Origin of the sequence: Sphingomonas sp. CFBP 13603 (assembly GCF_014892665.1) — a bacterium.
In the GTDB taxonomy this organism is placed as follows: domain Bacteria; phylum Pseudomonadota; class Alphaproteobacteria; order Sphingomonadales; family Sphingomonadaceae; genus Sphingomonas.
This window is the reverse complement of sequence record NZ_JADBIA010000006.1, coordinates 172,952-197,641: the sequence shown is the minus strand read 5'-3', so window position 1 is coordinate 197,641 and position 24,690 is coordinate 172,952. Positions and strand designations below refer to the sequence as shown.

Annotated in this window: 26 protein-coding genes; 19 read left to right on the top strand and 7 right to left on the bottom strand. The window is 62.8% G+C overall.

Features of this window, described 5'->3' with window-relative positions; translation table 11 throughout:
• Positions 1-4 precede the first annotated feature (4 nt).
• The gene (locus IFR23_RS11750; protein WP_192976068.1) at positions 5-1,222 is read right to left on the bottom strand and encodes a DUF5690 family protein; all 1,218 of its coding nucleotides are present in this window, start codon (positions 1,220-1,222) and stop codon (positions 5-7) included.
• A gap of 538 nt (positions 1,223-1,760) precedes the next feature.
• Between IFR23_RS11750 and IFR23_RS11745 the strand changes: the two genes are divergently transcribed.
• The 4 genes from IFR23_RS11745 (at position 1,761) to IFR23_RS11730 (ending at position 6,589) form a co-directional block, all read left to right on the top strand.
• The gene (locus IFR23_RS11745) at positions 1,761-4,043 is read left to right on the top strand and encodes a TonB-dependent receptor (RefSeq protein WP_192976067.1); all 2,283 of its coding nucleotides are present in this window, start codon (positions 1,761-1,763) and stop codon (positions 4,041-4,043) included.
• A gap of 226 nt (positions 4,044-4,269) precedes the next feature.
• A complete protein-coding gene (locus tag IFR23_RS11740; RefSeq protein WP_244655628.1) occupies positions 4,270-4,719 on the top strand; it encodes an aldo/keto reductase in 450 nt (149 codons plus the stop codon).
• Complete coding sequence (locus IFR23_RS11735) at positions 4,716-5,060, top strand: hypothetical protein (protein WP_192976066.1); 345 nt, start codon at positions 4,716-4,718, stop codon at positions 5,058-5,060. The genes IFR23_RS11740 and IFR23_RS11735 overlap by 4 nt, the downstream gene beginning before the upstream one ends.
• 161 nt (positions 5,061-5,221) lie before the next feature.
• The gene (locus tag IFR23_RS11730; protein WP_192976065.1) at positions 5,222-6,589 is read left to right on the top strand and encodes a serine hydrolase domain-containing protein; all 1,368 of its coding nucleotides are present in this window, start codon (positions 5,222-5,224) and stop codon (positions 6,587-6,589) included.
• An 83-nt stretch (positions 6,590-6,672) separates the two neighbouring features.
• Here IFR23_RS11730 and IFR23_RS11725 read toward each other — a convergent pair whose 3' ends face one another.
• Together IFR23_RS11725 and IFR23_RS11720 are read right to left on the bottom strand one after the other, a co-directional pair.
• Positions 6,673-6,885, bottom strand: coding sequence for a hypothetical protein (locus tag IFR23_RS11725; protein WP_192976064.1), 213 nt, complete (start codon positions 6,883-6,885; stop codon positions 6,673-6,675).
• A 266-nt stretch (positions 6,886-7,151) separates the two neighbouring features.
• Positions 7,152-7,655 (bottom strand): hypothetical protein, encoded by a 504-nt coding sequence (locus IFR23_RS11720; RefSeq protein ID WP_244655627.1) that lies wholly within the window; start codon positions 7,653-7,655, stop codon positions 7,152-7,154.
• A 340-nt stretch (positions 7,656-7,995) separates the two neighbouring features.
• On the opposite strand from IFR23_RS11720, the gene IFR23_RS11715 reads away from it, so the two are divergent.
• The 4 genes from IFR23_RS11715 (at position 7,996) to IFR23_RS11700 (ending at position 13,517) form a co-directional block, all read left to right on the top strand.
• Entirely contained in the window at positions 7,996-11,079 is a 3,084-nt protein-coding gene (locus IFR23_RS11715; RefSeq protein WP_244655626.1) for a TonB-dependent receptor plug domain-containing protein, read from the top strand.
• A gap of 475 nt (positions 11,080-11,554) precedes the next feature.
• Entirely contained in the window at positions 11,555-11,767 is a 213-nt protein-coding gene (locus IFR23_RS11710; RefSeq protein WP_192976061.1) for a hypothetical protein, read from the top strand.
• Between the two features lie 189 nt (positions 11,768-11,956).
• A complete protein-coding gene (locus tag IFR23_RS11705) occupies positions 11,957-12,445 on the top strand; it encodes a YkgB family protein (RefSeq protein WP_192976060.1) in 489 nt (162 codons plus the stop codon).
• Between the two features lie 190 nt (positions 12,446-12,635).
• Entirely contained in the window at positions 12,636-13,517 is an 882-nt protein-coding gene (locus IFR23_RS11700) for a LysR family transcriptional regulator (RefSeq protein ID WP_192976059.1), read from the top strand.
• A 47-nt stretch (positions 13,518-13,564) separates the two neighbouring features.
• Here IFR23_RS11700 and IFR23_RS11695 read toward each other — a convergent pair whose 3' ends face one another.
• Positions 13,565-14,209 carry a peroxiredoxin-like family protein gene (locus IFR23_RS11695; protein WP_192976058.1) on the bottom strand — a complete coding sequence of 215 codons (645 nt, stop codon included), beginning with the start codon at positions 14,207-14,209 and terminating at the stop codon, positions 13,565-13,567.
• A gap of 256 nt (positions 14,210-14,465) precedes the next feature.
• Here IFR23_RS11695 and msrB point away from each other — a divergent pair, with 256 nt between their 5' ends.
• The 8 genes from msrB (at position 14,466) to IFR23_RS11655 (ending at position 19,104) form a co-directional block, all read left to right on the top strand.
• The gene (gene msrB / locus IFR23_RS11690) at positions 14,466-14,909 is read left to right on the top strand and encodes a peptide-methionine (R)-S-oxide reductase MsrB (protein WP_192976057.1); all 444 of its coding nucleotides are present in this window, start codon (positions 14,466-14,468) and stop codon (positions 14,907-14,909) included.
• Between the two features lies 1 nt (position 14,910).
• Complete coding sequence (msrA, locus tag IFR23_RS11685; RefSeq protein ID WP_192239603.1) at positions 14,911-15,450, top strand: peptide-methionine (S)-S-oxide reductase MsrA; 540 nt, start codon at positions 14,911-14,913, stop codon at positions 15,448-15,450.
• Between the two features lie 68 nt (positions 15,451-15,518).
• Complete coding sequence (locus IFR23_RS11680) at positions 15,519-16,223, top strand: glutathione S-transferase N-terminal domain-containing protein (protein ID WP_192976056.1); 705 nt, start codon at positions 15,519-15,521, stop codon at positions 16,221-16,223.
• Entirely contained in the window at positions 16,220-17,188 is a 969-nt protein-coding gene (locus tag IFR23_RS11675) for a magnesium and cobalt transport protein CorA (protein WP_192976126.1), read from the top strand. The genes IFR23_RS11680 and IFR23_RS11675 overlap by 4 nt, the downstream gene beginning before the upstream one ends.
• Positions 17,185-17,757: a hypothetical protein gene (locus IFR23_RS11670; RefSeq protein ID WP_192976055.1), complete on the top strand. Its 573-nt coding sequence runs from the start codon at positions 17,185-17,187 to the stop codon at positions 17,755-17,757. Before IFR23_RS11675 ends, IFR23_RS11670 begins: the two co-directional genes overlap by 4 nt.
• Positions 17,758-17,818: 61 nt before the next feature.
• A complete protein-coding gene (locus IFR23_RS11665; protein ID WP_192976054.1) occupies positions 17,819-18,268 on the top strand; it encodes a hypothetical protein in 450 nt (149 codons plus the stop codon).
• A gap of 61 nt (positions 18,269-18,329) precedes the next feature.
• Complete coding sequence (locus tag IFR23_RS11660; RefSeq protein ID WP_192976053.1) at positions 18,330-18,731, top strand: RidA family protein; 402 nt, start codon at positions 18,330-18,332, stop codon at positions 18,729-18,731.
• Positions 18,732-18,813: 82 nt separating this feature from the next.
• Positions 18,814-19,104 (top strand): DUF2218 domain-containing protein, encoded by a 291-nt coding sequence (locus tag IFR23_RS11655; protein WP_192976052.1) that lies wholly within the window; start codon positions 18,814-18,816, stop codon positions 19,102-19,104.
• 62 nt (positions 19,105-19,166) lie between these two features.
• Here IFR23_RS11655 and IFR23_RS11650 read toward each other — a convergent pair whose 3' ends face one another.
• Genes IFR23_RS11650 through IFR23_RS11640 form a run of 3 tightly spaced genes read right to left on the bottom strand, consistent with a single transcriptional unit; the run spans position 19,167 to position 21,173 of the window.
• Positions 19,167-19,649 (bottom strand): peroxiredoxin family protein, encoded by a 483-nt coding sequence (locus tag IFR23_RS11650; RefSeq protein ID WP_244655625.1) that lies wholly within the window; start codon positions 19,647-19,649, stop codon positions 19,167-19,169.
• 30 nt (positions 19,650-19,679) lie between these two features.
• Positions 19,680-20,111 (bottom strand): GlcG/HbpS family heme-binding protein, encoded by a 432-nt coding sequence (locus IFR23_RS11645; protein ID WP_192976051.1) that lies wholly within the window; start codon positions 20,109-20,111, stop codon positions 19,680-19,682.
• Between the two features lie 48 nt (positions 20,112-20,159).
• Entirely contained in the window at positions 20,160-21,173 is a 1,014-nt protein-coding gene (locus tag IFR23_RS11640; protein WP_192976050.1) for a zinc-binding alcohol dehydrogenase family protein, read from the bottom strand.
• 821 nt (positions 21,174-21,994) lie between these two features.
• On the opposite strand from IFR23_RS11640, the gene IFR23_RS11635 reads away from it, so the two are divergent.
• From IFR23_RS11635 to IFR23_RS11625, 3 genes are all read left to right on the top strand, one after another.
• Positions 21,995-22,525 (top strand): molybdopterin-dependent oxidoreductase, encoded by a 531-nt coding sequence (locus IFR23_RS11635; RefSeq protein ID WP_446740906.1) that lies wholly within the window; start codon positions 21,995-21,997, stop codon positions 22,523-22,525.
• Positions 22,518-23,282, top strand: coding sequence for a ferredoxin reductase (locus tag IFR23_RS11630; protein WP_192976048.1), 765 nt, complete (start codon positions 22,518-22,520; stop codon positions 23,280-23,282). The genes IFR23_RS11635 and IFR23_RS11630 overlap by 8 nt, the downstream gene beginning before the upstream one ends.
• Positions 23,283-23,488: 206 nt before the next feature.
• Complete coding sequence (locus IFR23_RS11625; RefSeq protein WP_192976047.1) at positions 23,489-24,640, top strand: epoxide hydrolase family protein; 1,152 nt, start codon at positions 23,489-23,491, stop codon at positions 24,638-24,640.
• The last annotated feature ends 50 nt before the right edge of the window (positions 24,641-24,690 follow it).

The window sequence follows — 24,690 nt, the reverse complement described above, 5'->3', positions numbered from 1 at the left end:
GTGCTCACCGCGTCGGGGGGTGGCGGACAAACCACAGCGCCGAGACGAAGGTCAACACTAGCAACGCCGACCCGGTCAGCACCCCAGCATCGAGGAACAACCCGAGCCAGTCGCGCCCTGGCGTAGTCGTACTGCGCATGAGCAACAGCCCGATGCTGCCCGAATAGCCGAACGCATCCGCCAGATAGATCAGGAAGCCGGCGGTGCCGGGCGATGGACTCGCGGCCATGATGCGGTCGAACAGGATCGCGCTGAACGGGGCATAAGCGAGGTAGATACCGATGCCGGTCAGGATCATGCCGGTCACCGGGCCGATCGCCCCTGCGCGCAACGCCAGCATCGATCCGGCAAGGATCGCGGCACCCGCCATGATGACGACGTGGATCGTGACCACCGCATACCGGTTGTCGCGCACCAGCCCCAGCATGGCCAGGCCAAGCAATACGATCACCGTGACCGGCACCTCGGTCGCGACATAGAGCGCGGGCGTTGCCGGATGATCGAGCGCGATCCACAGTTCGGGTGCGAAATTGTCGCGCAGGTCACGCAGTGCCGCGAGCATCGTGTAGCCCGCGACCAACGCCGTCACCGGTACCCAATGTCGCCGCAGATAGGCACGCCGCGCTGCGGCATCCATCGGACCGCGAACGCCTCTCGCCTCGCAGTCCGCGACGTCCGGCGGCGGGCATCGCGCAAGCGCCGCCATGCCCGCCAGCAGCAGCGGCGTGAAGATCAGCCCGGTGAGCGCCGGCATCCAGAACGCGCTGACGCCGTGCTCGAGCAACAGGCTGCCGACCGATCGCGTCACGCCCGACGACAGGATGAAGCTCGCGGTCAGGATCGACGCGAGCACCTCCGAATTGCGCCGTCCCTCCAGATAACTGAACACCAGCCCCCAGATCATCCCGAGCGGCAAACCGTTCAACAGCATCGCCAGCGGGCCGAACCGGGCGGGCAACAGCGCGAGCAGCAACAGCGCCACCCACGCCGCACCGATCAGCGACAGGATCAGGTGGGTGCGATGCTCGGGCCGATGGACCGAGACGACATGCACCCCGATCATCTTCGACAGCGCATAGCCGACCGCCTGCGACAGGATCAGCGCCGTCTTGTAATCGATCCCGGCAAACACCGCCGGCACGCCGTCGAACCCCGCCGCCGCGATCGGCTTGCGAAACCCGTACATTGCGAAATACACGCAGAACGCAGCGACGCCCGGCATGACCGCCGATAGCCTGGCCGGAAGGAATTTCGTCGACGGCGGGGACGATGGGGACCACGGGTTCACCGGCAGTCGCTATGCCAAACACGTTTCAGCGGGGTGACACAATCGTGTAACCCGCGAAATTCGCGGGCTCACGCAACACGTACGATGGTCGCCCAGTGTCGTAATCCAAACCTATTCCAAATAGCCGACCCAGTGAGAAACTGGCGATACCGCGCCGCGCCCTCGTAAGATCGGGCAGGTGCGGCTTGGGCGTACTCTGGTAGCCGGTTGCCCCCTCATACGCGCGCAGACCGTCGTTCTTTGTCAGACAGTGCGACGATGATGCACGCGCTCTACCCGCGATCTCTCAAGCGCTGAACGTCACCGTGGCGGCGGCGCCGACTGGGGCAAAGATGTCGCGGTGTCCGGCAAAAACGCATTGGGCCTGATCCGCCCTATTGCCGCGCGTTACAGCGGTGTTACCGGTCGGTGACGGATCCGGGTCACACGGATCGACGCAGGAGGATGTTCGAAACCCAAGGGGGGACCATCCATGATTCGCTTGCCCGTTCGTACGTCTGCCATCGCCCGCCTGCTCGCCGCCAGCGCGCCGCTGCTCGTTTTCGCCGTGCCCGCCATCGCACAGGAACAAGTGCCGGCTGCACAAGCCGTGAGCGATCCGGCGAGCGACCAAGGCGTCGGTGAGATCGTCGTCACCGCGACTCGCCGCCGGGAATCGTCGAAGGACGTCCCGCTCGCGGTCACCGCGATCAGCGGCGAGAAGCTCGACGTGCTCAATTCGAGCGGCCTCGACATCCGCTTCCTCGCCGGCCGCACGCCGAGCCTCCAGGTCGAATCCTCCTTCGGTCGCACCTTCCCGCGCTTCTACATCCGCGGCCTCGGCAACACCGATTTCGATCCCAACGCGGCCCAGCCCGTCTCGGTCGTGTATGACGACGTCGCGCTTGAGAACCCGATGCTGAAGTCGTTCCCCGTCTTCGATCTGCAGAGCGTCGAAGTGCTGCGCGGTCCGCAGGGCACGTTGTTCGGGCGCAACACGCCCGCGGGCGTCGTGAAGATCGATTCCGCCAAGCCGAACCCGGACAAGGTCTCCGGCTATGCGACCGGATCCTGGGCGACCTACAACACGATTAACGGCGAGGCGGCGCTCAACCTGCCGATCGGCAACGGTTTTGCGTTCCGCGCGTCGGGGATCATCCAGTCGCGCGACGATTGGGTGAAGAACGATTCGACGACGGGCAACGCCGACCGCAAGCTCGAGGGCTATCGCGACGTCGCGGGCCGCTTCCAGCTCGGCTATACCAGCAGCGACTTCAACGCCTTGCTGAACGTTCATGTTCGCGACCTGACCGGCTCGCCGCGCATCTTCCGCGCCGGGCTGTTCAAGCCGGGCACCAACGACTTCAACACCGGGTTCGACCCCAAGCACGTCACGCTCGACGGCTATACCAGCCAGAGCCTGACGCAGTGGGGCACCAACCTGCGGCTCGACTATCATCTCGACGGCATCGGCACCTTCTACTCGGTCACCGGATACGAGCAGGCCAAGGTCGAGAGCACCGGCGACGTCGACGGCGGCAACAACTACACGTTCCTCGGCGGCACGATCGGCGCGATCGGCGTCGGACTGTTCCCGTCGAACACCGGCGGCCTGACCAAGCCCAAGGAGTTTAGCCAGGAACTGCGGTATGCGAGCGAGGACATGAACGGCATCCGCCTCCAGGGCGGTCTGTATTATTTCCACCAGACGCTGCGCTATCACCAGTACGACTATGCGTTCGGCGGGACCGGAGCGCGCGCGACCGATCTCGACCAGGATATCTTCCACGACAACCGCAACGAGAATTACGGCGCGTTCGCCTCGATCGAGGCCAAGCCGACCGAACTGCTGACGTTGCGCGCTGGCGTCCGCTATTCGCACGACTATCGCAACGACCTCGTGACCGCGCCGATCCCCGGCACCGGGATCAGCGACACGCTGCCCGCGCGCGCGATCGTTCGTGGCTCGAACGTGACCTGGGACGCGAGCGCGACCTATGAACTGACGCCCGCGATCAACGTCTATACGCGGCTCGCGACCGGCTATCAGGGCCCGGCGATCCAGGACCGCGTGACCTTCGGCAGTGTCCAGAGTACCGCACCGAAGCAGACCACGTTCTCGAGCGAGAGCGGCTTCAAGGGCACGCTGCTCGACCGCAAGGTGAGCTTCTCGCTCGACGCCTATTGGTACAGCACCAAGGACCTGCAGATCACTGCAGTCGGCGGCAGCAGCAATTCGGCACGCCTGATCAGCGCGAACAAGGCGATCGGCTACGGCGTGGAGGGAGAGTTCGAGGCGCGTCCGCTTCCCGAGCTGACGTTGACCGCGAGCGGCAGCTACAACTTCACCGAGATCCGCGACCGCAACATTGGCGTCGGGGTATGCGCGACCTGCACCGTGCTCGATCCGATCGTCAACGGGTTCGCGGTGATCGACGGCAACGACCTTCCGCAGGCGCCGCGCTGGATCGCCAACTGGACCGCGCGCTACGGCATCCCGCTCGCGAACGGCGGCGAGGTCTATGCCTATACCGACTGGGTCTATCGCAGCCGTATCAACTTCTTCTTGTATGAAGCGGTAGAGTTCACCGGCAAGTCGTCGCTCGAAGGCGGGCTCAAGGTCGGCTATAAATCGCCGCAGGGGTATGAGGTCGGCGCGTTCGTCCGCAACATCACCAACCAGTATCGCAGCATCAGCGCGATCGACTTCAACAACCTGACGGGCATGATCAACGAACCACGCATCATTGGCGGCCAGTTCAAGATCGCCTTTTAAGACCGGACGCCGAACTGAGCGCCTTACCCGGCGCGAACGACGTGGGCCGAGGGGTCGCGTCTGCGAGCGTTCGCTTCGGGCGAGGCGAGTATGAGTGGCTGGCCGAGGAATGGCGTCCTGTTCCTCGGCCACACCGATATCGGTATGGTCAAGTTCCCGGTCGGGATACCGCGGCGTGCAGCCGATCGACCGCGTATCTTGTCGCCAGCTATCGAGGACCGATCCGATGAAAACCCGCAAACTCGGCCGACAAGGTCTCGAAGTCTCCGCACTCGGCCTTGGCTGCATGGGCATGTCCGACTTCTACGGTAGCCGTGACGAGGCGGAATTGGTTCCGACGATCAATCGCGCGCTCGATCTCGGCGTGACGTTCCTCGACACCGCCGACATCTACGGCGTCGGGGCCAACGAAGAGCTGGTCGGCCGCGTCGTGCGCGAGCGGCGCGAGTGGGTCGTCGTCGCGACCAAGTTCGGCAACGTGCGCGGGGCGGATGGCAGCTTCAAGGGGGTCAACGGTCGCCCCAACTATGTGCGATCGGCCTGCGACGCGAGCTTGCAGCGGACCGGGCTCGATGTCATCGATCTCTACTACCAGCACCGCGTCGACCCCGACGTGCCGATCAAGGATACCGTCGGTGCGATGGCCGATCTGGTACGTGCGGGAAAGCCGGGGTGAAATCGCTGACCGAAGGCCTCTCCCACAGCTTGCGCGAACGGACCGGACGTCGGGTCAGCGCCCACCTGCTCGTGCCCGGCTTCACCTGGACCGGGATGACGGCCGGTCGACTGGCGGAGAAACCACCCGGTGCGTGGCCCCCTGAACAGGTCGTCGCGCTGATGATGGACCGGGTGGCAGCGGGCGATTTCTACATCCTGTGCCCGGACAACGAGACGACCTCCGAACAGGATGCGAAGCGGATAGCGTGGGCGGCGGGAGACCTGATCGCAAACTTCCCTGCCCTGTCCCGCTGGCATGCAGATTGGCGCGACGCGTTTGCGGAGTTCATGCGAAACTGATCGCGTCCTGGGGGACCTGTACAGCGAACCATCGCAGCCGTGCCGGTCCCCCCGAATAAGATTTGAGCTCGATCCTGGTTCGCCTGCGCGGGACGCTCCCCGATCGCGGCAGTTCAGGAAAACGAATTGCCGAGCCCGTTGCGTAATGGGAGGATGCCGCCATGCAGATACTAAAAGCGGCCGGTCTTGCCCTTCTCGCGTCGGTGCCCGCCCACGCCCAGATCGTTGCCCAGCCATCGGCAGGGACCTATCAGCGCGCAGTGGCGGCCGGATACAAGGCGGCGCTCTATTGCTCCGGCATCTTCAATGCGGGACGCACGCCGGAACAGATCGATGCCGATGAGTTGGCCGGCATCTACCCCGACTATGAGAAGATCGTGCCGACGCTCACGGCGAACGTCGACCGCAGCCTCCAGTCCGTCTCCGTAGCATTCGATCCAAAGCTTCCCCCGAGGCGCGCGACGTGGACCAGCGGGCATGGTTGCGTGACCCTGCCGATCGGCGGCACGGCACCGGCTGGCCGCAAGACGATGGCGGCACCGTCGATTGCACCGGCGGATCCGCGGCGCTGGCCGCAGGGTGACGCCGGCATCGCACCGCGCCCGTCCGCCTCACTGACCGGCGCGGTCGGCAAGGCATTCGGGACCACCTATGGCGTCGACACCAAGACGGTCGGCGTGATCGTCGTGAAAGACGGCCAGGTTCTCGCCGAGCAATATGGCCGCGGTTTCGGGCCGTTCGTATCCAACCGGACCTGGTCGGTCGGCAAGTCGATTGCCAGCACGCTCATCGGCTTGAACAATGCAACCGCGTTGAAGGACCCCGCCGCCGTTCCGCAATGGAAGAAGACCGGCGATCCGCGTCAGGCCATCACGCTCGACAATCTCCTGCGCATGGCGTCCGGCCTGCACAGCGACACCGCCGGCAATCGCACCGATGCCATCTATTTCGGCGGCACCACCGTCGACGAACAGGCAGTGTCATGGCCCTTGGAAGCGCTGCCCGGCACGCGCTTCCGCTATGCCAACAATGATATCCTGCTTGCGGTCTATGCCACCCGAAACGCGATCGGCGAGGCGCGGTACCGGGCGTTGCCGGGCAGCCTGCTCGGTCCGCTCGGCATGGCGCATACCGTCGCCGAGACCGACTGGCACGGCAATTACATCCTCTCCAGCCAGGTCTGGTCGACCGCGCGTGACCTCGCGAGGCTGGGGTTGTTCTGGTCGCAGGACGGGGTCTGGCAAGGCAAGCGCCTGCTACCGGCTGGGTGGATGCGCAACATGACGAAGCCGAGCGGACCGCAGCCCGCGAGCGGCCCCGGCTATGGCGCGACGATGTGGCTGTTCGGCCCTAAGCAGGGCTTGCCCGAGGGCAGCTACGCCGCGCAAGGCAACCGGGGACAGTATGTCATGGTGATCCCGTCCCGGCAGCTCGTCATCGTCAGGCGCGGCGAGGATCCCGGCACAGCGCGGTTCGACATCGCGCGCTTCGCCGCGGACGTCGCCGCCGCGTTGAAATACTATCGATAACGCTCACCGAACCGCCGATCCGCCTCGGCGCAGGATGTCGATCCCGGCCTGCGTCACCAGCGGATGCGCGGACCCCGCACCGCCTATCCGTCGCGCGGAGCGCGGGCGATCACGGCTTGGGCCGAACGAAGGCGAGCCTTCCAGATCTTGACCGAGGGATGCCCGGCAGCCAGGCCGACCAGCCGCCCCTCGATCTGCACGACCTCTCGCTTGGCGGCATCGAGCTCGGCGGCTGTCGGTGCAGGCTGGATATTGGCGCGTGCGTACGCGCCGGTACGTCCCTTGCTCTTGGTCATGGGCAACGCGATGGTCTCAGATGCGAGATGCCGTCAATACGGGATGCTGTCGAAGACCCCACGTTTCGCCACACGACCCGCCTTCAGACACTCAGGCCCCCTTTTTCGTCTCCCAGATTTCGACGTTTCCTCAGCTCTGCGATATGACCATTTCAACTTCCGTCTACCTGCTCGCGAAAGTCGTCGAACTCATCCTATTCGACGAGATCCGTGTCGGTGCGTTGGCGCGGCAGGGAAAAGAGACACCAGGCACGAGTTCGCAGGCGCTAATTTTGCCGCTTGGCCTTCACACCGGGCTGCCCCCCGACGCTCAATCGGAAGCTGCCGAGTGCGGCGCGCTTTATGATTACCTTGTCGTTCGCCCGAGGCCGCCGCGCGATTACATAGTCGTCCGTCTGCGTCCACCGTGCGCCGTCGGCAAGGACGAAGTTCCACTGCCCTGTGTCATTCACCGAGGCACTCGTCAGCGTCGTCTCGATCTGCGGCAGATCTTTGCCGTTGCCGAGCAGGTCGGTATTCGGAAGGCTGATACCGAACAGGCTGCGCCGAGTTTCGTGCATCTGTTGCTGGTCGATGACGATCACGGTCTTGTCGGCTTCAGCTGCATCCAGTGCTGCTACCGATCGATCGAAACATGCAAGGCGGGCGGAGGGATCCATAACGGCACGGCACTGCGTGACCGCCGTCAGTAAAGTTGCACGCTCCGTATTGCGCGGTTTGGCAGCGGTCGTCGCCACTGCAACCGCCGCGATCCCAATCAAGCCGGTCATCGTCGACATCATCGCAACCCGCATATCGCCCCCCAAAATCTACTTTGAGGCAAAGCGATAGACTGACGTACGGGGCGCTGCAATCGCGGCTTGGCAAGATGCAAGGCGACGACGCACGCAACATTGTTGCCCTTGGGCAACAATGTTGACGCAATGCGACGAACTGAAACCAAAAGTGTCACTTAGCTTTGGACAGGCTGGTTCGGTTTTGCAAAAAAGTCGCCATTGGGGTCACACGGCCGCACTTTAGATCATGTCGCGCGAAATTTCGCCGATACCGAACAGGGACCATAGCACGATGCGAAACCATATATTTCGAGATTGCCTGCTGGCATCTACGATGATCACGGGCGCGGTTGCCGCATTGCCCGCGTTTGCGCAGACCGCACCGGCACCCGCGCCTCAGGGTACGACGAGCGACGACGGCGCAGCGGCGACGACGCCCGCGATCTCCAACACGCCGAGCCAGGATCCCGCCGCTGCGGGTACGGCCGAGGGTGGTGACATCGTCGTTACCGGTTCGCGTATCTCGAACCCGAACCTGACGTCGGCCAGCCCCGTGACCGTCGTCAATGCAGCCGACATCAAGCTGCGTGGCGCGACGCGCATCGAGGACGTGCTGAACAGCCTTCCGTCGTCCTTCGCCACGCAGACTTCGTCGGTATCCAACGGTTCGACCGGGACCGCGACGATCAACCTTCGCAACCTCGGTGAGTCGCGCACGCTGGTGCTGATCAACGGCCGCCGCCTGATGCCGGGCAACCCATCGTCGAGCAGCACGGCCAGTGCCGCTGCCGACGTCAACATGATCCCGGCATCGCTGATCAAGCGCGTCGACGTGCTGACCGGCGGCGCAGGCTCGGTCTATGGTTCGGACGCGATCAGCGGCGTCGTCAACTTCGTGCTCGATACCGATTACGAGGGCTTCAGCGTCGATGCATCGGGCGGCATCTACAACCACAACAACCGCAGCGATCGTTTCAAGGCGCTGAACACCGCCGCCGGCTACCCGGCGCCGACCGGTCAGTCGTTTGATGGGACGCAGTTCGACATCAACTTCAAGGTCGGTGTCGGCACCAGCGACGGTCGCGGCCATATCGTCGGCTATGGCGGCTACCGCAAGATCGGTGCGATCCTGCAGGGCTCGCGCGACTACAGCTCGTGCGGCCTGAACGCGCCGGCGGGCAACGTGGGCAACGATTATGTCTGCGGCGGTTCGACCACGGCATTCCCCGCGAACTTCTCGCTGAGCGACGCCGTCGTCAATGGCGCGGCAAGCGGTCTGCAACAGCAATATACGCTGAACGGTGCGGGTGCCTTGGTTCCCGGGCGCACGCTCTACAATGCGAATCCGTTGAACTATTACCAGCGTCCGGACACGCGCTACACCGCGGGCTTCCTCGCGAACTACGAAGTGAGCGACGCGTTCAAGCCCTATACTGAGTTCATGTTCATGGACGATCGCTCGGTCGCACAGATCGCGCCGTCGGGTGACTTCAGCAATACGACGGTCCTGAACAGCAACAACCCGTTCCTGTCGGCTGCGCAGAGGGCTACCTTCTTTCGCGACACGAACCTGGTGCGAGACGCCAATGGCAATGTCATCAATCTGACGAACCCCGACGGTTCGCAGTATCAGCAGGGCAAGGTTACCATCGGTCGCCGTAACGTCGAAGGCGGCGGTCGCCAGGCCGATCTGCGCCACACCCAGTATCGTTTCGTTGCAGGCGCACGCGGCGACATTGCCAAGGGTGTCTCGTACGAGGCGTACGGCCAGTTCGGCAGCACCGTGTTCAACCAGGTGTATCGTAACGAGTTCTCAGTCTCGCGCACGACGCGGGCGCTCGATGCCATTACCGATACACGTCCCGGGTTGGCCACGACCGGCCAGGCGGTCTGTCGTTCGTTCGTCGACGGCACCGATCCGAACTGCGTCCCGCTGAACATCTTCGGGTCGGCGGGCATTACGCCGGCCGCGCTGAACTATGTCCAGACTCCGGGCTTCCAGTCGGGCGAGAACAAGGAAACGGTCGTCAACGGCTCGTTCACCTTCAAGGGGGCCGAGTACGGCGTCCAGTCGCCGTTCGCGAGCGAGGGCATCGCGCTGAACATCGGCGGCGAGTACCGCAAGGAGTCGCTGAGCCTCGAGGTCGACAACGGCTTCCTCAGCGGCGATCTGGCCGGCCAGGGCGGCGCGACCCTGCCGATCAACGGCAGCTACAACGTGAAGGAAGCGTTCGGCGAGATCCAGGTGCCGCTCGTCAGCGATCGCCCGTTCTTCAACGAACTCACGGTCAACGGTGGCTATCGTTACTCAAGCTACAGCACGGCCGGTTCGGCGCACTCGTACAAGGGCGAAATCGTCTGGGCGCCAATCTCGGACATCCGTTTCCGCGGCGGCTACAACCGTGCGGTTCGTGCACCGAACACGCAGGAATTGTTCGCTCAGCAGTCGGTGCAGATCGATGGCGCGACCGATCCGTGCGCGGGCCTGGCCGTCGGTGGTCTGGTCAACGGCAACACCGCCGCGCAGTGCGCGCTCACCGGTGTATCGGCGGGTCGCTTCGGTTTGATCCAGGACAATCCTTCGGAGCAGTATAACGGCCTGGTCGGCGGCAATGTGAACCTGAAGCCTGAAAAGGCGGATACGTTCACGGCTGGCGTGATCCTGCGTCCGTCGTTCCTGCCGGGCTTCAACCTGTCGGTCGACGGTTTCCGCATCAAGCTGAAGGATCGGATTGGCGTCATTGGTGCAGACACGATCATCGCGCAATGCATCCAGACCGCCGATCCGCAGTTCTGCAGCGCGATCAACCGTGACGCCAACGGCACCCTCTGGCAGGGCACCACCGGCTTCATCGTCGATACCAACGTCAATGCGGGTTCGCTGACGACGCAGGGTATCGAGACGTCGGCGGGCTACACCTATCGGTCGGACAGCATCGGCACGATCGGGCTTTCGTTCAACGGCACCTATGTCGACAAGTTCACGTCGGACAAGGCTGGTGCGAAGTTCGATTGCGCAGGCCTGTACGGTGCACAGTGTCTGTATCCGATGTCGAAGTGGCGTCACCAGGCCCGCGTCTCGCTGACCACGCCGAACGGCATCGGTCTGTCGGGTAACTGGCGGTACCTGTCGGCGACGAAGTTCGAGCGCACCAGCAGCGACAGCGATCTGGCCGGTCCGTTCTTCGTCAACGATGCCCGCGTGAAGGCCCAGAACTACTTCGATCTGGCCGCGACGGTGCGGGTCGCCGACAAGTTCACCTACCGCATGGGCGTCAACAACATCCTCGACAAGACGCCGCCGATCCTCAGCGCGACGGCATCGCCGATCGGTGCGTTCGGTAACGGCAACACCTATCCGGGCATCTACGAGGCCATCGGCCGCTACCTGTTCGTTGGTCTTACGATCGACATGTAATCGATCCATCGGGATCGATATTTGGGGCGGCGGGTCATCGACCGGCCGCCCTTTTTTGTGTTCAATGTTCCTCGGTCGCTTTCGACTTCGCACAAGCGGCCGTAGATCGGCTTCGGGTCGGCTGCGCGTGAGCAGGACTGTTTCGGCCTCGTTGAGCAACCCGCGCAGATGGCTGTCGCCGCGCCTGGACGGCCGCAGCTACCCGCCGACAACGCCAGCCCCCGCCCCTGCGGCTATCGAAACTATACGTCAGCGGCATTTCCCCTGCAGACGACGCCACGGTAGCTTCAGGGCAGAAGACAACGGAGTTCACGCCATGCTGCTCCACCCGATCGGTACGATGGAAGGCGAGGTCTTTCCATCCGGCGCAACGCGCAAAACGTAAGAGTCTCGCGGTCACGTGTCATGCGGATGACGCAGCACTTTCATCGGCGACAGCATCCATGCAACCGCCGTCCAGTTTCCCCACCCGGACGTGACCATCACGTTCGACGAGAACCAGTCAAAGGCGCGCGCGGTCCGGCGACTCGCTTTCTCCGCGTTCGCAGACGGCCGCACGCTGGTTGCCGCGCCACACCTGGCGTTTCCGGGGGTGGACCACATCGCCCGTGAAGGCACCGGCTACCGGTGGATCCCGATCGAGTATGCCAATCGGACCGTGGCAGCCACGAGCCTCGACGCGCAATAGCGCGAGATCCCGTCAATCGACACCCTCAGCCAGCAATGCCCACACGATACCGATGGCCGCGTCGTCAAGGACCATCGCCTACAGCCCGCTCGTCACCGGTCGAGCCGCCCGGTGGCTCGCGGGCAACCACGATGCCGAGCCTGCCATTACCAATCGAACCTCGGCGCGACCTGATGTTAGGATTTTCAGATGAATATTCTCGACCGCTACGAATTCTTCGTCTCCGAGCGCGGTCGGAAGGATCTCGCCCTTCTCAGATGGGCTCTCGTGATCGTGTTTCTGTGGTTCGGCGTGATGAAGTTCACGGCGTACGAGGCTGGCGGCATCGCTCCGTTTATCGAACACAGCCCGATCATGGGATGGCTGGGCGTGTTGGGCACCCAGGGGCAGAGCTACTTCATCGGCGTTCTGGAGCTATCGACTGCAGCCATTCTGATCCTCGGTGCATTTCGTCCAATGCTGTCTGCGCTCGGCGCACTGATGTCCGCGGCGACGTATCTGATCACGCTGACTTTTCTCTTCACGACCCCCGGTGTCGCGGAGCCGACTGCGGGCGGTTTTCCTGCCATTTCGGCCGTACCGGGACAGTTTCTCCTCAAGGATGCGGTTTTGCTGGCCGCGTCCCTCGTGCTGTTGCTCGCTTCGATCCGCTGCAGGAACACCCTGGCGCCCACATGATCATGATCCTTCGTCAGGGCCGGTGGGCAATCCCTGTACAATATTCGTACGGCATCAATTGGTGTGCGGTTACATGGCCTGAGGCAATCAACTTCTTGATAAGGTGGCATTCTTCTCTGAGGCAATAACCCATACGCTGATCGATGCGCTTCGAATCGCCACCTGCCGGATCAAGTGCTAGTATTGCTTCATGGAGATGCAGCAGATCAGGTATTTCCTCGCAATGGCGCGGGTGCTCAACTTCACGCGGGCGGCCGAAGAATGCGACGTGACGCAACCGTCGCTGACCCGCGCGATTCAGAAGCTCGAAAGTGAATTTGGCGGACAACTCTTCCGCCGCGAGTGCAGCCACACCCACCTCACCGATCTCGGACGTCAGATGCTGCCTCATCTCGACCGCACGTTCGAGGCGGCGCAAGCCGCGATACAATTCGCCAAGTCCATCGAGAGGGCGGGCGTGGTGCCGCTTGCGCTTGGCGTAGATGCCGCGATCGAATCGGACACGCTCGACCGCATCCTGGAGGAGCTTGCCGACTGCTTGCCCGGTTTCGAACTGTCACTGTCGAGCGGGCCGCCGGACGATTTGATCGAAGCCGCCATGAACGGTGCGCTGGACCTGGTTGTCGTCGAACTGCCAGACGACACGCCTGATCGCCTCGATGTCTGGCCGCTGTTCGACCACAGCTATCATATGGTCACGCGTGCGGATCATCCGCTCGCCGGAGGCGGGATGCCGCCGCTGCTTTCGGTGCGCGAGGAGTCGTGGATCGATCACGAGGGCAACGGATGCGCGCGGCTCAAGACTCTCGCTGCCTCGCATGGCTTCGTGCCGATCGTGCGGCACCGCGCGATCGGTATGGCCCAGGTGAAGCAATTGGTGGTCTCCGGGTTGGGCAGTGCCTTCATTCCGCGGCCTCGGGATGACGAGCGCTTGTGCGCCTTCACATTTGCCGACGTCGAGGTCAGGCGTGACGTCGTACTAGGCGCGGTGGCGGGTCGTAAGCGCAGCATCGCCGCCGATGCCTTCGTGCGCGCCTCCCGCGCGCGTAGCTGGGCGGCGGCTGCCACTTGAGCCCAGGCGCAAGGACGTGTCCTAAGCTCACCACGCCGTTGGCGCGCTCAGTGCATCGCCGTTAGAAACGCGACGATGTCCAGTGGATCGGGACGCAGGCGAAAGTCGGCGTCGACATGGGCGTAGCGGATGATGCCATCCTCGCCGACGACGAACGTTGCCGGGATCGGCAGGAAGCCTCCATCGCTGCCATATGTTGCCGCAAGATCGAGCCCAATCGCCAGATACCGCCGCTTCATCTCGTCGCCTACCGGGAACGCCAATCCGCAGGCCAGCGCCGCCCCGTGATCGACGTCGCAGAGCAGCGTCGCGCTCGGTCCGATCATGTCCTGTATGGCGGACGCGCCTTCGCCGGTCTCTCCCGCCACGACGATCAGCCTCCCGCCAGCATTTTCAAGGGCGGGCAAGGCAGCAGCCCAGGACTGCAGCTCATGCACGCAGAACGGGCACCAAAGTCCGCGATTGAAGCTGATGACGAGCGGCCCTCCGTCCCGCAACTGCTCGAGCGAACGGTAGCGTCCCGACGCGTCGGGCAGCGAGAAGTCCGGGAACGCCTCGTCGACGCGAGGCGCCAGTTTTCCCACGTTCAGGCTTTGCAATCGGGCGACGAAATCATCGTAGACGGACGCGAAACCTAGAGCCGCGACGACGGCTTTGGCTTCAGGATTAGGCTGCAGCCGGGTGGTGTTCATGCCGTGCAGGATAGCGTCCAAACGCGCGAGTGTGACAGCGCCAAATCGCTTTATCATCTGGGTTGAAAAATCGTGATCGCGCAACTGTCAGCAATACACGCGTGGGACTCGACCACAACGCGAAAGACTGCAACGCTATTGAAACTATACGCACAACGTATTGGCCAAATCAAAATAGCGCTGCAATAGCTTACGCGGTGAACGATAAATATGCTGAAGCACGCCTGGTCCTCCAAGATAAGTATCGGAGACTATCATGAATTTTGAAAAGTCGCAGGATGCGGTCGATCGGCTGACCCCGGAGCAACGCAGGGTTACGCAGGATTCGGGTACCGAGCAGCCCTTCACCGGAGAGTATGACGGCAACAAGGAGCCCGGTATCTACGTCGACGTCGTATCGGGCGAACCGCTGTTCGCCTCGACCGACAAATACGAGTCAGGCTCCGGCTGGCCGAGCTTTACCAAGCCGATCGTGCCCGCAAACGTGAACGAGGTGCGCGATACCACGCACGGGACGGTCCGGACCGAGGTGAGGTCGGTGCATGCCGACAGCCATCTCGGCCACGTGTTCCCGGACGGTCCCGCCGACCGCGGTGGCCTGCGCTATTGCATCAACTCGGCGTCGCTTCGCTTCATCCCACGCGATGGGATGGAGAGCGAAGGCTACGGCGAATATCTCGATCAGGCAGAGGAGGCTTAATATGCATGAGCGCGCCATTCTCGCGGGTGGATGCTTCTGGGGCATGCAGGATCTGATCCGCAAGCGGCCCGGCATCGTCTCGACCCGCGTCGGCTATACCGGCGGCGATATTCCGAACGCCACCTATCGCAACCACGGCACGCATGCCGAGGGGATCGAGATCGTCTTCGACCCGGCGGTGACGAGCTACCGGGCCATCCTCGAATTCTTCTTCCAGATCCACGATCCCACCACCAAGAACCGCCAGGGCAACGACATGGGGCTCTCCTACCGGTCGGGCATCTATTACGTCGACGACGCGCAGAAGCGCGTTGCCGAGGACACCATCGCCGATGTCGATGCCTCCGGGCTGTGGAATGGCAAGGTAGTCACCGAAGTCGTGCCGGTCGGCGAATTCTGGGAAGCCGAGCCGGACCATCAGGATTATCTGGAGACGCGGCCGAACGGCTACACTTGCCACTTCGTGCGTCCCGGCTGGGTGCTTCCGAAGCGCCAGACGGATGACGATGCGCGGCCCGCGGCTGGGATCGCAGCGGAATAGACGTCACCACCGCGCAGCGCCGGTCTGGCGCGCAATCCTCCATGACCGCAGCACCAGGATCGCAGATTATGACCGACCTTTCGTCCTTCCCGATCACGCAACGCTGGCCGGCATCGCATCCCGATCGCATCCAACTCTACGCCACGCCCACCCCCAACGGCGTCAAGGTCTCGATCATGCTGGAGGAAACCGCCGCCGCGTACGAGCCGCACTTCGTAGACATCTCGAACAACGAGTCGAAAGATCCGGCGTTCGTGGCGCTCAATCCGAACGGCCGCATCCCGGCGATCATCGATCCGGCGGGGCCTGACGGCAACCCCCTGGCACTATGGGAATCCGGCGCGATCCTTCTCTACCTCGCCGAAAAGACAGGCCAGTTCATGCCCGTCGACCCTGCCCGACGGTACGATACGCTTGCCTGGGTCTTCTTCCAGATGTCGGCGATCGGCCCGATATTCGGTCAACTCGGCTTCTTCCTGCGATTTGGCGGCAAGGATTTCGAGGACAAGCGGCCTCGACAGCGCTTCGTCGACGAGACCAAGCGTCTTCTCGGGGTCCTGGATCGCCAGTTGGAAAACCGCGACTGGATCGTCGACGACTATTCGATTGCGGACATCGCGACGATCGGCTGGGTGAATGCGCTTGGGGCGTTCTACGCTGCCGGTGCCATACTCGGCCTCGACGACTATGCGAACGTCCAGGCGTGGCTCGACCGCGCGCTGGCGCGACCCGCGGTGCAGCGCGGACTGCATATCCCCGCGAAGCCGGCATGAGCGTGATTGCCGCCTATTATTACCACGAAGGCAAGCGGGTCCGGGCGATCGCGCTCGATGAAAGCATCGAACTGGGCGAGGATCGCACGGGCTTTTGCTGGATCGCGCTCGGCGAGCCCACCGACGACGAACTTGCCGCGATCCAGGCGACCTACAACCTCCATCCGTTGGCGATCGACAACGCGATGCATCCGCTGTGCCCGCCCAAGCTCGAAGTCTACAATGATGAACTCTACATCGTCGCGCAGACCGCGGCGCTGGTGGGCGATCGGATCATCTACGGCAAGATGGCGATCTTCACCGGTCACAATCATCTCATCACCGTACGGCACGGCACCGCGGGCGCGCTGGGCAATCTTCGCGCGCAACTCGAGGGATCGACCACCTTGTCCCGAAAGGGTGTCGACTATATCCTGCACGCCATCCTGCACCGCATCGTCGACCAGTATCTGCCGATCTTCGAGATGATCGAGGACGATGTCCTGGCGATGGAGAGACGGTCGCTCGACGACTTCCTAGAGCGGGAGGACGTCGTCCGCATCTTCGAACTGAGATCCGAACTCACGCGGTTCCAGCGCACGCTCGGCGCCATGGGGGAGTTGGTGGGAAAGCTGGTTCGCGGCCATTTCCCCTGCATCAGCGCCGACGTGACACCCTATTTCAGCGACGTCGCGGACCATCTCCACCGTGTCCAGTCGATGGTAGACGGCCTTCTCCACGTCCTGTCCACGGTCTTCGAGGCGAGCAGCCTCCTGGAGGCGCAACGGATGGGCGTGATCACCCGCCAACTGGCGGCGTGGGCGGCGATACTCGCGGTCCCGACCGCAATCGCCGGCATATACGGCATGAACTTCAAGAACATGCCGGAGCTGGACGCGACCTACGGATACTTCATCGTGCTCGGCGTGATCGCAGTGTTCTGCGTGTTGCTCTTCGTGCGCTTCAAGAAGGCCAAGTGGCTATGACGACCCCACTGACCGACGTTCTCGAAGCGGTGCAGGCGTTCGTCGCCAAGGGCTACGACCACGAGTACCGCGTCAAGGACAGCACTCTCGTCGATCTCGAACTCGGATCGACCATCGAAGCCTGCACCATTCGCGTCGACGCAGCGTTGCGCCTCGAAAGCGGCGAGGACGGCGAAGACGCCTCCAACATCTACGCGATCACCGACCCGGCGACCGGGCACCGTGGCCTGTTGATCGACGCGTTCGACGTGTTCCACGAAATCTGTCCCCGCGACCTGTCTGAGCGGCTCGTCGCGGATCGGGAAACGGTGGCGGCACGCGACCGGGATGCGCCGACCAAGCACGGACTGCGCAAGGTCTTCAAGGACGAGTTCCACCGCGATCCCGAGCGCTACGTTCTGCGGGAGGGCTTTCCCGACTTCCCGTCATGCCCGTTCGGCGGCGGTTTCAGCATTCTCGGCTTCGACACCGCCGAGCAGGACTATGTCTGGCTCGTCACGAGCATCATCCGGGATCCCCGGCTGATCCGCGTTCCCTACCAGGGCGAAGACGTCATCAGCGACGAATAGCGGCGTCGCCGGACCACTTGTCCACCGAACTATCGAAGCACCATAACGCAAGGACGTCATCATGGACTGGAACAAGGCTCACATCCGAGACACGATGCTCTCGCTGGAGACGGCAGCCCTGCAGAGTGCCCGGGAAAACTACCTCGACTATGTCTTCACCGCCAAGGTCGATCAAAGCGAACCGGTCGAGAACGACGAACTGGCGCAGGCCGAAATCGCCAGCGACCTCGCCGAAGCGCTCGACGACACGCTGCACGATTACGCCGACAAGATCGACAAGCTCAGGATGATCGATTTCGGCCCCAAGTCGACCGTCGAGGAAGGTGCTGTCGTCAAGCTGTCCGGCCGCTACTTTGCGATCGCGGTGTCGACCAGCCGGTTCACCTGTCAGGGTCGGGAAGTGATGGGCATTTCGACGATGGCGCCGATCTTCGAAGCGATCGAAGGCGCCCGGGCCGGGGAAACCGTACAGTTCAACGGCCGCGACCTCATCGTCGAAGACGTGGAATAGAGTCTAGCCCCGGCCATCGCCGCCAGTCCCGAACGCCGTTCATCTCATCAAGGGCAAACCCATGACGACACCGTCGTTCTTCATAACCCCCGGCTACGGGACGCGCCTGCATGACGCGCTGCATTACTCCCAGGCGATGCGCATCGGCGACCGCGTGGAGATTTCCGGACAAGGCGGCTGGAACGACGATCTCGTCATTCCGGAGTCGATCGAGGACGAGATCGCGCAGGCGTTCGAGAACGTCGAACGGACGCTCGCGACAGCCGGGGCAAGCTGGCAGCACGTCGTCCACGTCAATTCCTACCACGTCGGCGGCTTCCCTCCCGCCATCAACGAGACGATGGCCAGGCTATTCCGCTACTACATGCCCGACCGCGCGCCGATCTGGACCCAACTGGGGGTCGAAGCGCTGGGGCTTCCCACCATGCGTATCGAAATTCGCGTGACGGCGATCATAGCGTGATCCGCCTTTGATCTGTGACACGACGCGTATCTCGAGAAATTTCGCGATTTTAATCGAAGCACACAGTCTACGGGAGCACTTCATGTTCGAAGCCGAAGCACGCATCGCCACCATCGATAGCAGCCGTTATCTTACCGAGATCGCCAAGGCGTGGGTGCACACTTATCCGGTTCGCTACGATGCGCTGACCGCGGAAATCGAGCTTCCCGGTGGCCAGCTTATCATGACAGCCGATGGCGATAGCTTGTCGCTCCGGCTTGTGGGCACGGATCATAGACGCTTCGATGCCGCAAAGGAGGCCGTGGCCAAGCACGTAGATCGTGTGGCTGAACACGATACCGGGGTGCGCTGCGTCTGGCATGAGATTTCCTGATCGCATGCGGGACGATTGAACCGCCCAAATCTAGCAGTCAGGATGAGCCCTCGCTGCATAAGCTATGCCTGACTCAAGTCCGCGATGAGCGTGTCCGCATCGAGATGGAAATCCGAGACGATGATGCGGCCGTTTGCATCGATAACGGTGAACCAGGGTGTTCCTCGCGTGCGGTAGTCTTCCATGAACGTCGGAAGCGTCTGCCCGGTCGGTGGCTCATCGTGACCGAAAGCGAGGGGAAGGTCATATTTGCGCTGGTTCACGCGCAACGTCTCGAATGTGTTCTCGTCCGCGCCTTCGAAGACGGTCTGGATCACCGCAAACCCCACGTCCCTCGGGCTTAATGCGCGATGTAGTTTTTGTAGCGTGGGAAACCCGTGGAGATGGCAACCGGGGCACCAATGCTGGAAGGCGAACAGGATCTTCGGGCCGGTCCCGATATCCGACAGCACAAGGGGCGCGATCGCGTTTCCATCGTGGCCGATCCATTTCCGCACCCGCAGCTCGGGGGCTTGGCTTTGGTCGATGCTCATATGCTGCTCCAATTACGATGCGGATCGTCGGCTTGACGGTCGTCAGGCCGGTAGCTCGAACCCGATTTTCTCGAGTGCCGCGACGCAGGCATCCTGATCCTGCTGATAATTACCCCCGGAGATGCCGATCCCACCGATCAACTTCCCGTCCTCCAGGATCGGATATCCGCCGCCGACCGCCACCATCCGCGGGCGATAGGCCAGCGGCGCCACCTTCGGATCGTTGGTCACATAGTCGTTCCAGACGTGCGTCGGGAACCCGAACGAGGCGGAACTCCAGGCCTTGTCGATGGCGACGTCGACGGTGAGGAACGGCGCATCGTCGGTGCGCTCGAACGCGCGCAGATACCCGGTGGCGTCGACGACGGCGACGGCAGCCGGGATGCCGATCGCGCGGGCTGCGGCGATCGCCGCGTCGATGAGGGCGACCGCGGTTTCGCGGTTGATCGATGCGGTGGCGATGGATTTGGCCATGGGTTTTTCCGATTCTGAGGTTGGAAACGATGTTGGCGGCGGTTGCCGTCAGAAGCCTTCGAGCGCGATCTTGCCTCTCGTCGCGCCGCTTTCGATCAGCGCATGCGCCGTCTCCAGATTGGCGGCATTGATCGGCGACAGGGTCCGGGTCAGCGTCGTGCGGATCTTGCCGTCGTCGACCAGAACGGCCAGCGCATCGAGGATCTCGCCCTGCTCATGCATGTCGGGCGTGCCGTAGATCGACCGTGTGAACATCAACTCATGATGGATCGACACCGCCTTGCGCTTGAACAGCATGATATCGAGGGCGACAGGATCGTCGATCAGCGCGAACCGTCCTTGCGGGGCGATCAGTTCGGCGATGTCGGCGACATGCTGCTCGGTATGCGTGATCGAAAAGACGAACGCGGGCGCGCCGATGCCGAGCGCGGCCACCTGCGCGGCGAGCGGACGGGAATGGTCGATGACGTGATGCGCGCCGAGCCCCCTCACCCATTCCTCGGTTTCCGGTCGAGAGGCCGTGGCAATAACGATGAGGTCCGTACACTGTCGCGCGATCTGGATGGCGATCGAGCCGACCCCGCCCGCGCCACCGACGATGAGGATCGCTGGCGCCGCGCCGGGAACGGGCTTCGCCACGTCCAGGCGATCGAACATCGCTTCCCACGCCGCCAACGCCGTCAGCGGCAGCGCCGCCGCTTCCGCCCAGTCGAGCGACGCGGGTTTGCAACCGACGATCCGGGCATCGACGAGATGGAACTCGGCATTGGTGCCCGACCTCAGAAGCGATCCGGCGTAATAGACCTCGTCGCCTGTCGCGAATTGCGTCACATCGGGGCCGACCTCACGCACGATCCCGGCGGCATCCCATCCCAGCACCTTCCAGTCGCCATCGGCGGGCGCCGTGCTGCTGCGAATCTTGTAGTCGACTGGATTGACCGAGACGGCCTTCACCTCGACCAGGATGTCGTATCCTGTAGCGACGGGCCTGAGCAGATCGATGTCGACCAGCGCGGCATCCTCGGCGATGGGGCCAGGAAGCTTGTAACCAACTGCTTTCATCAGGTATCTCCAGATTGCCGCGCCCCGATGCCCTGATCGATCAGATCGAAAGGTCTTCCGAATTGGACTGGCATTGAGACGCTGCTACAACCCGAACTATGGCGGGGTCGGCATAGTATTCCCAATAACGAGGAAGCATAGTTTTCATACCCACCGCTATTTCACATCGCCGATCCTGGCATATTAGCTACGAAAACGATCCAAAAATCTACGCCACACGGCCGACAATACGTTTGAGTACACTTCCAAAGACTAGCCACTTGGGCACCTATCTCTCCGACAGCAACAGGGGATGCGACGCATGACAACATTGGGCGCGATCCGTGTGAGATGCAGCGTATCGCCTTTCGACACCGCATGTCACGGCGTTGTAGGCCGTCGGCACGGTACACCGCCGGTACGGTCGTCGCCCGTACCGGAAAACCCGCCGACCGCTTCGCGTATGTCGAGGACGACGAAATCGAGGCAGCGGGCACGTCGAGCGGGATCGAAACCTATATGCGGGCGCGGTGTTGCGATGCTATAGAAACTATAGCAACAGGGTATTAGAAAATCAGGCTCGCCTGGCGCTATAGTCCCCATGCAATCACCACGCTTCGCAGCGGACGATATCATCGCTATTCTGATACAGAACTCGGCATATATTTGGCAGACGATCGATTGACCGGTTGCGGATGCTGAGAGTCTTCAAGAGATCTCAAATCCAAGCCAGTTTCAACCCGTCGTGACAAGCAAGGGGATTCGCAATGGTCACAAGAGGATTTACGGGCCGCGGCTCGGGCGGGGATCAGTCGAACCGGATTCCACCAGGCCAGCACCTCGTGGACGATTTCCCCGTCCTGTCAGCCGGCCCCACGCCGCACGTGGAGCCATCCGACTGGAACTTCACCGTCAAGATCGGTCCAAAGCCCGTAAAAGTCTGGAACTGGAGCGAGTTCAACGCGCTGCCGAAGACGAAGGTGACCAAGGACATTCACTGCGTCACCTCCTGGTCCAAGCTGGATACCGCCTGGGAGGGCGTACTCGTCGAAGACATCCTCGCCGATGCCGGGCTCGATCAGCCCACCGATTTCGTGCTGGCGCACTGCTACGATAAGTATTCGACCAACGTGCCGCTGGCGGATCTTTTATCGGGCAAGGCGATGGTCGCGCTCACCTATGGGGGAAAGCCGCTTTCGCGCGACCACGGAGGGCCGGCGCGACTTCTCGTCCCGCATCTCTACTTCTGGAAGTCGGCCAAATGGGTGAATGCGCTGCAATTCACGACGCGCGACGAGCCGGGATTCTGGGAGGGGCATGGCTACCATATCTACGGCGATCCGTGGCGCGAGCAGCGATACACCAATGACTGAGGGCGGCGCGCAAACCGTGCCGTGGCAGTCGTGCACGATCGAGGACATCGTCCAGCAGACACCGAGCATCAAGAGCGTCTTCCTGCGGTTGCGTGAACCGTTCGCGCACATCGCGGGGCAGCACGTCGATGTCCGACTGACCGCGCCCGATGGCTACAGCGCGATGCGCAGCTACTCGATCGCGTCGGCGACAATTTCGTCCCCGATCATCGAACTCGCGATCGAGCGCCTGCCGGATGGCGAAGTCTCGTCGTTCTTTCACGATGTCGCGGCGGTTGGCGACGAAATCGAGCTTCGTGGTCCGCTTGGCGGCCATTTCCTGTGGCCCGCCCCTGCCTCTGCCCATGCCCCTGCCGTGGACGCGGTGTTGTTGATCGGGGCCGGCTCCGGCCTCGCGCCGTTGATGGCCATGATCCGACAACGCCGCACACAGTCCCCGGCGGTGCCAACGGCGCTGCTCCTGTCCGCACGGACCGCTGCAGACGTTCTCTTTTCGGACGAGCTTCATGCCACAGAGACCCGCGACGCAGCATTCGTCCTGGCATTGGCGATCACGCGTGAAGAACCGATCCGCCCATCGGACTTCGGGCGACGGATCGACGGCGTGATGGTGCAGGACATCGTGGCCCGGCTCCAGCAAACGCTCAGCCACGTCTTCGTTTGCGGGTCCAACGGTTTCGTCAACATCGCGACCGAGGGCGCGCTGCTGGCCGGCCTGGACGCCTCCGTTATCAAAACCGAACGCTACGGTGGCTAGCGGCGCAAGCGATCTCGCGTTGCCCCGATCGCGGACGTGCGTGGTTCTTCGTCGAAGCAGCCGTTAGGTCCGCGCGCCCGATCCTTGGCGAGGCGGAGAACAAGCAATGGCCCGATCCGTCTGCTAAGCCGGAAGAAACCGCAAGCGAGCGGCCGTCGCGTCTAAGCCGCAGTCAGGATAGAGACGCTCAGAGCTTGGAGACAGTCATGCCGCCCGTTTCATTCACGATAGACGTGCCGGACGCTGCGCTCGAAGACCTACAGAACCGACTGTCCGCGACGCGCTGGCCGGGCTCGATCGACGACGAAAGCTGGGACGATGGCGCAAGCCTCGCGTTCATGCGCCGCCTCGCCGATCATTGGCAGAACCGGTTCGACTGGAGGCTACAGGAACGACGGCTAAACCGACTGCCGCAGTTCATGGCCACGATCGACGATCAGGACATCCATTTCGTACATCGGCGTGGCGTTGGCCCCAGCCCGATACCCATCGTCATCACGCATGGCTGGCCGGGATCGTTCGTCGAGATGGAAGAACTGATCTCGCTGCTCGCCGACCCGGGCGCACATGGCGGCGATCCTGCCGATGCCTTCCATGTCGTCGTGCCATCTCTGCCCGGCTACGGCTTCTCACCTGCGCCGGCGAGAGGGGGCATCAGCTCGCGGGAAATCGCTTTGCTGTGGCGCAAGCTCATGGCCGAGCTCGGCTATCACAAGTTCGCCGCGCAGGGCGGCGACATCGGTGCAGGGGTATCCGTCTGGCTGGCACGGCTGTTTCCGGACGTCGTCCGCGGCATCCATCTGAACTTCATCCCAGGCAGTTACCGCCCCCCGACATCTGCCGACACCGCGCCCGTCACACTCCAGGAACAGGCGTATCTCGATCACGTCGCGCAATGGTCCGCGCAGGAGGGAGCCTATGCCGCCCTCCAAGGCACCAAACCACAGACCCTGTCGTTCTCGCTGACGGATTCTCCCATCGGGCTCGCGGCCTGGATGACGGAGAAGTTCAGGTCCTGGACCGACTGCGATGGAAACCTCGAAAGCGCGATCCCGCTCGACGACCTGCTGACCGATATTTCGCTCTATTGGTTCGGTGATTCCCTCACCGGATCGCTCAGGCTCTACAAGGAAAACCGGCTGCGCCCTCTCGTGTTCGAGCAGAGTGAGCGCGTCAAACCACCGCTTGGCGTATCGGTGTTTCCCCGCGAGATCGCCATGCCGCCGCGTTCCTGGGTGGAGCGGGTCTTCGACGTACAACGCTGGACCGAAATGCCAGCTGGCGGGCATTTCGCCGCGCTGGAGAAACCGGACCTGCTAGCGGCTGAGATACGGGCGTTCTTTCGACCTTTTCGATGACAGCAGTGCTCCGAACGCGTCCAATGGTCTGGCCGAACCATTTCGTCTGA